Here is a 9,187-nt window from a genome sequence, read left to right as displayed (position 1 = left end):
TCAATTTTGCTATGCAAGTTAATGGTCAATTACCGGCTGTTATAAAATTCACAATTGCCGATTCAATATTCACTATACCTTTAATTGTGAAAGGTCAATTTTGCTATGCAAGTTAATGGTCAATTACCGGTGTGGTAAAAATTCACAATTGCCGATTCACTATTCATTACACTTTTAATTGTGAAAGATCAATTTTGCTATGCAAGTTAATGGTCAATTACCGGCTGTTATAAAATTCACAATTGCCGATTCAATATTCACTATACCTTTAATTGTGAAAGGTCAATTTTGCTATGCAAGTTAATGGTCAATTACCGGTGTGGTAAAAATTCACAATTGCCAATTGCCAATTCACTACACTTTAAGTTTGAATGGTCAATTTTGCTACGCAAGTTAATGGTCAATTACCGGTGTGGTAAAAATTCACAATTGCCAATTCACTATTCATTACACTTTTAATTGTGAATGGTCAATTTTGCTGTGCAAGTCAATGGTCAATTAACGCCTGTTATAAAATTCACGATTGACCATTCACGATTAACATTTCATCTTTTTATCCGGTAAACGTTTGGTACAGCAAGTATAGGTTTAGAATAATAATGATAATAGAAATGAGCCAGACGCTTATTTTTAAGAATGGCTTGTTCACGAATTCTCCCATTTTGGCTTTGTCATTGGTAAACATAACCAGAGGAACTACCGCAAAACTCAGCTGCATAGATAAAATTACCTGGCTTAAAACCAATAAATCTGTTGTTCCCTGTTCACCATAAATGATAGCTACTATTAAAGCGGGAATAACAGCAATAAGTCTTGTAATCAGCCTTCTTAGCCATGGTTTTAACCTGATATTTAAGAAACCTTCCATAACGATTTGCCCTGCAAGAGTTCCGGTTAAGGTTGAGTTCTGTCCTGAAGCCAGTAAAGCAATGGCAAAAGCAATACTTGCCATGGAAGCACCTAAAATAGGAGTCAACATTTTGTAGGCATCGTGAATATCTGCTACATGCTTGTTTCCTGTAGTATGAAAGGTTGCAGCAGCCAAAATAAGAATAGCTGCATTAATAAAGAAAGCCAGCATTAGTGAAACCATACTGTCAATAGTTGCAAATTTTATCGCTTCTTTTTTTCCTTCCCGGTCACGCGGATAATCTCTCGTCTGAACGATACTGCTGTGCAGGTATAAATTATGAGGCATTACGGTCGCTCCTAAAATACCAATAGCAATATAAAGCATTGCCGGATTTTGAATGATTTCCTTTTGAGGAACCAATCCGCCAAGGATTTCATTAAAAGCCGGCTGTGAAATTATAATTTCATAAATGAAGCAGGCCAAAATAATAAAAATAAGTCCGCCCACAATACTTTCTATCCATCGGAAACCTTTAGCCTGAAGTAAAAGAATAATCAGAACATCCACTGTGGTGATCACAATTCCCCAGGTGAGAGGAATGTGAAACAGAAGATTTAATGCAATGGCAGAACCAATTACCTCGGCTAGATCACAGGCAGCAATAGCGATTTCACAAAACACCCACAAAATAAAATTGGTCGTAGGATTAAAGTGATCACGACAGGCCTGAGCGAGATCCCTTTCGGCAACAACACCTAACTTTACAGATAAATGCTGTAAAACCATTGCGAAAATATTTGAAATAAGAATCACAGAAAGCAGGGTATACCCGAACTGGGCACCTCCGGCAATATCAGTAGCCCAGTTTCCCGGGTCCATATATCCAACGGCAATCATTAGCCCCGGACCGGCAAATGCCAGATACTTTCTCCAAAATGGAGCATTTCTGGGTACTTTTATAGATGAATAGACCTCAGAGAGGGAATGGGATGTTTTATCTTTACGCCAGGCGCTATTTAATTTGAAGTTCATAAATGTTAGAAATGACTAACAAATTTAATTAAATAAATATAAATACGAAAGCAGAGGGATGAAAAAATCCCGAAAACTAGTTTCCGGGATTCTATTTTTAAAGATTCTAAAGATCTATTTTGCAAATCTTACAGACATTTTTCTGTCGGCAGCTCTTTCTGCATCAGAAGCTTTAGCATCTACTGTAGCAAATTTACTTCCATAACCTTCAGCTCCTAAAACCTGAGCACCAACTCCCGCTTTTGCTAAAGCATTTTTGATGAAATCAGCTCTGGCCTGAGATAATTTTACGTTGGAAGCTTCATTTCCTGTTTTATCAGTATAGCCTCCGATTTTGATTTTCGCATCCGGGAATGCTTTCAAAATCGCTACTAAATTATCAAGCTGCCCTTGGGAACCAGCTTCCAAATCAGTAGAACTTCCCATTTTGAAGTTTACATGGTCAAAATCATACCACTTATCTTTCAATGCTGCATCATCAGCTGCATTTTTATAATTCCCCGATTTAAGGAAAGTAATCATTTGGTCTTCCATACCTCCTTTGTACCCTTTCAACATTACCCCATTAAGATCGATGTTTTCATCTGTTCTGGTTGTTGTTACAGTTGTTGCAGAAGTATCTGCAGGAGTAACGGTAGCCACAGTATCAGTAGTTGATCCTGTAGAATCCACTACTGTGGTAGTTGTGGTTGTTTCTTTCTTCTCACACTGCTTCCAAATAAAATAAGCTGCAGCGATTAAAAGTAAAAGTGGAAGCAACCATTTCCAGATTGAACCTCCGCCATCATTATTATTTCTGTCAGGATTGGTTCCTGCAGATGTGGTACTTCTTGTAACTTCTATTTTAGGCTCTTCGCTGGCTGCTGGTCTGATGGCATCATTATCATTATCAAATTTATATCCTTTTGCCCAGTCGCCAATATTAAGGGATGCCAAGGAAAGTCCTGCCGGTAAAAGTGAAGAAATAATTCCTTTTTGTTCACCTAACAGGTTTGAAATACCAGATTTGCCTAAATTATTATCAGCAGCATATTTTCCGATAGTACCTACCGTAGCTCCTGTTACTAAATTCAGCAGTGAGCTGGATGAATTATTGCTGATTCCTGCATAAGTAGCAATAGCATTCACTATTCCGCCAATTTTGTCTCCAAAAATAGAGGTCAATAAGTTGGAAATTATAGGGCTGTTGGATGTACCACCTACTAAGTTTCCTAAAATTCCGCTTGACGAGGCATTGGTAATTGCATCCAAAACTCCCGGGTTATCAGAATTATTGGCTAATCCTCCTACAACTGCAGGCAATAAACCTCCAATTGCTTTTGAAATACCAGATTCACTTTCCCCAAACTGAGAGGCAGCTTGCGAAATTAAAGCGGGACCTAACTGTCCTTTAATTAAATCAATGACATTTAAAGACATAATAAATTATTTTTTAGATTAATGTTGCATAAATTTAAACAAAAATCTGTCCAAAAGTCACTTTTTTTGAATATTTATTTAATTTCCAGTGAAGTTTTTGAAAATCAGCGAAAATTTTTAATAAGCTTTTGCGAATAATACACGTCTCTTAGACGGTTTTCCGCTTACCAGAGAAACCCCTTCTTCAGTATCATCATCTAAAGGAATACATCTGATGGTAGCCTTCGTTTCATCTTTGATCTGTTCTTCTTCTTCAGCAGTTCCGTCCCAATGTGCATAAATAAACCCTCCTTTTTCTTCAAGAACTTTCTTGAATTCTTCATAAGTGTCAACTCTTGTAATGTTGTCTTTTCTGAAGTTTAATGCTTTTTCATAGAGATCTTTCTGGATTGTCTGTAACAACTCCTGAATATAAGTGTCAATTCCTTCGATAGAACGAACTTCCTTAGTCAGGTTGTCTCTTCTTGCGATTTCTACAGATTTATTTTCAAGATCTCTTGGTCCCATTGCAATTCTTACTGGAACACCTTTTAATTCGTATTCTGCAAACTTCCATCCCGGTTTGTTATGGGTATCGTCGTCAAATTTAACAGAGATTCCCTTTGCTTTTAATTTAGCCACGATATCAAGTGCCACTTCACTGATCTGAGCCAATTGCTCTTCTCCTTTAAAGATGGGAACAATAACTACCTGAATTGGAGCCAGGGTAGGAGGAAGCACCAATCCGAAATCATCGGAATGGGTCATAATAAGAGCTCCCATCAAACGGGTAGAAGTTCCCCATGAAGTTGCCCATGCATGTTCAATCTTTCCTTCTTTATTGGTAAATTTCACATCAAAAGCTTTCGCGAAATTCTGGCCTAAGAAGTGAGATGTTCCTGCCTGAAGTGCTTTCCCATCCTGCATCAATGCTTCAATACAGTAGGTTTCGTCAGCTCCTGCAAATCTTTCAGACGGCGTTTTTAATCCTTTAATAACAGGCATCGCCATGAATTTTTCTGCAAAATCTGCATATACATCATTCATCTTTTCAGCTTCTTCCACAGCTTCATCTTTGGTAGCATGTGCCGTATGCCCTTCCTGCCACAGGAATTCTGCTGTTCTCAGGAAAAGACGGGTTCTCATTTCCCAACGGACAACGTTGGCCCATTGGTTAATCAGGATCGGAAGGTCTCTGTAAGACTGAATCCAGTTTTTGTATGTATTCCAGATAATGGCTTCAGAAGTAGGACGTACGATAAGCTCTTCTTCTAATTTAGCATCCGGATCTACAATAAGTTTGTGTGGATTGTCCGGATCTGTTTTTAATCTATAATGGGTAACTACTGCACATTCTTTAGCAAAACCTTCTGCATTTTTTTCTTCTGCCTCAAACAGGCTTTTGGGCACAAAAAGCGGGAAATAAGCATTAACGTGACCTGTTTCCTTGAATCTTTTATCCATTTCATCACGCATTTTTTCCCAGATTGCATAGCCGTATGGTTTAATCACCATGCATCCTCGCACTCCAGAGTTTTCAGCTAAGTCAGCTTTTACCACCAACTCATTATACCATTTGCTGTAATCTTCGCTTCTTGAGGTTAATTTTGCCATTATTTTTTTTAATTTTTTAACTTTTGTACATTATTGTAATCTAAAAATAAAAATCTATTTTTGATAGATTTTTTTACCAGTGTTTTGGTACATTTTTGGTACAGATTGCAAATATAATTTAAATTAAAAATCTTTACGTTATCATGAAAAGAAATATACATAAAAATTTGCTAGGTCTGTTAAAATCCAAAGGGATTTTGGCAATATCAGGCGGATTGCTGCTTGTGTCCTGTGGAGCCCAGATGGGTGGATACACGGAGACCGATGGGGTATACTATGACCCTAATAAAGATACGCTGCCAGAAGGGGTGATCATCAATGATGGCGGTAACAGGGTAGGAGAAAATTATGATTATTACCAAGACTCTAATGTGATCCAGAATGCACAGACCAATTCCAGAGAACAAGACAATAGATATAGCACATGGAGCGATAATAACTGGAACACAAATGCTACCGATTCAGACTGGGGAGCATTTGCCGGGTCTCAGACCAACTATTATGATAATTCCTGGGGCTCTCCGTGGGGATGGTATGGTGGTTTCAGCCCTTATTGGGGAATGAATCGCGGCTGGGGCTGGGGTATGAACATGTCCTGGGGCTGGGGTGGATCGTTTGGATGGGGAGGATCATTCGGCTGGGGCTGGGGAAGTCCTTACTGGGGATATGGATATTCTCCTTATTGGGGTGGATATTATGACCCGTTCTGGGGCGGCGGCTACGGTTACCCATATTGGGGCTGGAACGGCGGCTACTGGGGTAATGGCTACAGACCGGTTTACAGAAGAAGCAGTGGTGGAGGATTCAGCAATCCGGGTATTACCAATGCAGTATATAAAACTAACACATATAGAGGCGGCTTCCGAAACAGTGGGAACGGTTTCCGAAATACACCGACCAATAACGGCTTCCGAAACGGAAGTACAAACGGCGGTTTTAGAAATAATGGTTCTTATAACAACGGAGGATTCAGACAAGGAAATGGAGGTTATAGGACACAGCCACAATCTGGCGGGTTCCGTAATTCAAACTCCCAAAGACCTAATTATAACTCTCAGCCTAACTACAATAATAACAATGGCGGCTTCAGATCCAATGACAACGGAGGTTTCAGATCAGGCGGAGGATCTTCAGGCGGCGGCTTTAGAGGTGGTTCTTCAGGCGGAGGTGGTATGAGATCCGGCGGCGGAGGCGGTGGCTTCAGAGGTGGCAGATAATTTCAAACTTAATAACTATTAAAAAAATAATGTTAAAAAAATCTTTAGTATTAATGAGTGTTTCTGCTGCATTTTTTGCACAGGCACAGGATGTTTCTATATTGAGAAATACTGTAGATGTTTATTCCAGCACTCCTATGGTGGGTTCATCAAAATTTAATGCAATGGCGGGAGCTAACGGAGCATTAGGAGGTGATGCAAACTCACTGCTTACCAACCCTGCCGGTTTAGGGGTAGCTATTTCCGGGGAAGTTTCCGGAACGGTATCTATTGCGGGAAATAAAAATAAAAGCAGCTGGGGAGGAACTTCCATTGATTACAGCAAAACGAATACGGATCTTGGAAATATCGGAGGTGTTATTGCTTTTCCTTTGATGAGTGAATCGGGATGGAAGTTTATCAATATCGGTATTAATTTTTCCAATCAGTCACTTGACAATTATGTAGAATCTCCCGGAAGCAGTAATGTGATCAAAGATTTTACTGATAAAAGTGCCTCGTTTGCAGGACATGCATACAACAGATATGGAAACCTTTCAAAAACAAGTTTTGGGGTAGGTGCCAATTATAATCATAATCTATACATAGGAGCTGGATTCAATTTTTTCAATGCTTCTATTGATCAATATGATACGGCAGCCTTCCAGTCATTGGATAATGGTTCCATGGAATATTTCGACAGACAAAACACTCCTATGTTTGAAAGGTCGTCCGGTTTTTCTGCTTCTTTAGGGGTGATCGGAAAGCTTAGTCCTAATTTCAGAATCGGTGGCGCCATAGAAACTCCGACATTCTGGCGTATAGACAGAAATTATAATTTCTATAATGACCCGGACTACGGTGATGGCAACGCAGCCGAATCAAGAGACCTTACAACGCCGCTTAAAGCGACAGTAAGTGCTGCATTTGTTGCAAGTAAAAACTTTTCATTAAACGTAGATTATACCTTAGGATTAACAAGACCTAAATATAAAGTGATTACAGGTGCCGAAAGTGAGCTGAATAATTTCTTTAAAGACAATTATAAGAACCTTTCAGAAGTAAGAATAGGTGCGGAATACAGAGTGAAGCAGTTCAGATTAAGAGGTGGTTACTCTTACACATCCAATCCTTTTGATGCTTTAACAGTAAGCCAGGTTAATCCGGATGCTTCTACATCAGATCAGTCATACAGCGATATGATGCTTAATAACAGAAACCTTGCCTCATTTGGTTTGGGGTATGATTTCAAATCATTTTATATAGATGCATCTTATCAGTATGTAACCTCTACATACAGCAATCCTTTCTTAAGAGGTATTGAAACAGGAAATCCTTCTACTGATACAGCGTATTATTCTGATACAAGAATTATGTCATCAGACTATTTTGCTGTTTCAGAAGTGAAAAATAACAGGAATAACTTCTTTATTACATTCGGCTGGAAGTTCTAATTCCAGATTGTGTAATGAGTGATTAAATTGAAGGCTCCGGATTTAATTCGGGGCTTTTTTATTGTTAATAAAGGATTAATGTGAATGTCCGGCAGCCGGATGATGATGAAAAAGATGCATTACCAATGCTAATGAAACTCCAATAATAACCAAGCCGATCTTCATCCAGTCGATGTTGTGATTTTTGTTGCTTTCAAAAATGATCACAGATGAAATGTGAAGGAAAATTCCTCCTACGATAGCCAGGAAATAGGGCTGCAGATCAGGATTGAAATAGTTGCCAAGCAGCATTCCCAGCGGTGAAGCTAGAGCAAACAATGCCACGATCAGGATAGAAGGATACGGTGAAGTTTTGGATTCATTTTTTCTGTTGAATAAAAAGGCTCCAAGAATAAAGGAAATAGGAAGATTGTGAAACAGAATTCCCAGAAGATAGGGTGAGAGTTGATGCTCTTCATTAGCTAAAGGAATTCCCTCTATAAAAGCATGTATAAATAGCCCTACCATCAATGCCACAGGAAGAATGTTGTGTTCATTATGATGATGAAAATGCCCGTGCTCGAAACCTTTTGTCAGAGCTTCCAGGATCATCTGAAGCAATACACCTGCAATCACGAAAATTCCGAGACTGCTTCCTGCTTCGGAAGTATATACCTGCGGAAAAACTTCATTCAGGCAGATAGTAATCAGAAATCCGGCACTCAGGACCAGCAGGTTTTTAGCCAGCTTTTCCTTTTTTCCGAAATGCTTCCCAAGAAATACCCCTGTAATAACGCTCAATATCAGTAAAACAACTGTTATCATGCTTTTTTCTTAAATAAATTGATGCAGCGTGGTGAAACCTCACGGTTAAATTCATTCAGCTGGTAGTCGCCCCAGATTTTTACCCTTTCAAAGCCGCAGTCCGCTGCATAAGAATTGATAGTCTCCAACGTATGAAGCTTTACTTTTTCAAAGAAATGAAAAGACTTTCCGTCTGCTTCAAAACGGATGTCTTTAACGATGTGTCGCCCTTCAATCTTCTTCAGGATTTTAAAATCAATATTACCACGGGTAATGGTAGTCTCAGGAATTAAGTTTTTTCTTACGTATTCTTCATTCAGATAATCCAGAACAAAATATCCTCCCGGTTTTAAAATGCCATAAACCGACTGGAAAACTTTCTTGTCATCACTTTCATTGTCAAAATATCCGAAGCTGGTAAATAAATTGAATACGGCATCCATAGGATCGGCATCAATCGGGTTCCTCATGTCATGGACATTGAAAAGAAGTGTCTGGGTTTCAAACTGCTTATCAAATTCAATGCTTTGTCTGGAAAGGTCAAGTCCCAATACATCATAGCCCAGTTTATTCAGAAAAACAGAGTGTCTTCCTTTTCCGCAAGCCAGATCAATAATCTTAGATGAAGGAGGTAACTGAAGGTCTTCAGTAAGTTTTGTAATGAAATTTTCGGCTTCCGTATAGTCCCTGTTGCTATAAAGAAGATGATAATAAGGTGTATCAAACCAAGATTCAAACCATTCCATAATGCAAAAATAACTAAATTTGTGCGGTTAAAAGCAAAGTATTTAAATAATGAAAGATCAAAAGATTCAGTTAACAGTAAAATTGAATCCGTAAGCTTCTCATTGTTAAAT

The 9,187-nt window shown here is 38.8% G+C and carries 7 protein-coding genes; 2 read left to right on the top strand and 5 right to left on the bottom strand.

From position 1 onward, the window contains the following. Positions 1-553: 553 nt before the first annotated feature. From ACMGDK_RS05885 to proS, 3 genes are all read right to left on the bottom strand, one after another. The gene (locus tag ACMGDK_RS05885; RefSeq protein ID WP_436807075.1) at positions 554-1,885 is read right to left on the bottom strand and encodes an Nramp family divalent metal transporter; all 1,332 of its coding nucleotides are present in this window, start codon (positions 1,883-1,885) and stop codon (positions 554-556) included. Between the two features lie 114 nt (positions 1,886-1,999). Then, positions 2,000-3,304, bottom strand: a complete 1,305-nt coding sequence (locus ACMGDK_RS05880) for an OmpA family protein (RefSeq protein WP_436807074.1) — start codon at positions 3,302-3,304, stop codon at positions 2,000-2,002. 117 nt (positions 3,305-3,421) lie between these two features. Then, positions 3,422-4,897 (bottom strand): proline--tRNA ligase, encoded by a 1,476-nt coding sequence (proS, locus tag ACMGDK_RS05875; protein WP_436807073.1) that lies wholly within the window; start codon positions 4,895-4,897, stop codon positions 3,422-3,424. A 143-nt stretch (positions 4,898-5,040) separates the two neighbouring features. Between proS and ACMGDK_RS05870 the strand changes: the two genes are divergently transcribed. Both ACMGDK_RS05870 and ACMGDK_RS05865 read left to right on the top strand, forming a co-directional pair. Further along, entirely contained in the window at positions 5,041-6,114 is a 1,074-nt protein-coding gene (locus tag ACMGDK_RS05870) for a prolyl-tRNA synthetase (RefSeq protein ID WP_436807072.1), read from the top strand. A 53-nt stretch (positions 6,115-6,167) separates the two neighbouring features. Further along, positions 6,168-7,547: an OmpP1/FadL family transporter gene (locus tag ACMGDK_RS05865; RefSeq protein ID WP_436807071.1), complete on the top strand. Its 1,380-nt coding sequence runs from the start codon at positions 6,168-6,170 to the stop codon at positions 7,545-7,547. Positions 7,548-7,622: 75 nt separating this feature from the next. On the opposite strand, the gene ACMGDK_RS05860 is transcribed toward ACMGDK_RS05865, so the two are convergent. Both ACMGDK_RS05860 and ACMGDK_RS05855 read right to left on the bottom strand, forming a co-directional pair. Then, positions 7,623-8,348, bottom strand: a complete 726-nt coding sequence (locus tag ACMGDK_RS05860) for a ZIP family metal transporter (RefSeq protein ID WP_436807256.1) — start codon at positions 8,346-8,348, stop codon at positions 7,623-7,625. Next, complete coding sequence (locus ACMGDK_RS05855) at positions 8,348-9,076, bottom strand: class I SAM-dependent DNA methyltransferase (RefSeq protein ID WP_436807070.1); 729 nt, start codon at positions 9,074-9,076, stop codon at positions 8,348-8,350. The genes ACMGDK_RS05860 and ACMGDK_RS05855 overlap by 1 nt, the downstream gene beginning before the upstream one ends. Between the last annotated feature and the right edge of the window lie 111 nt (positions 9,077-9,187).

The organism is Chryseobacterium hilariae (assembly GCF_051400735.1).
Classification (GTDB): domain Bacteria; phylum Bacteroidota; class Bacteroidia; order Flavobacteriales; family Weeksellaceae; genus Chryseobacterium.
Note: the sequence above shows the minus strand (reverse complement) of the source record. Positions and strands in the feature narration are given on the sequence as shown.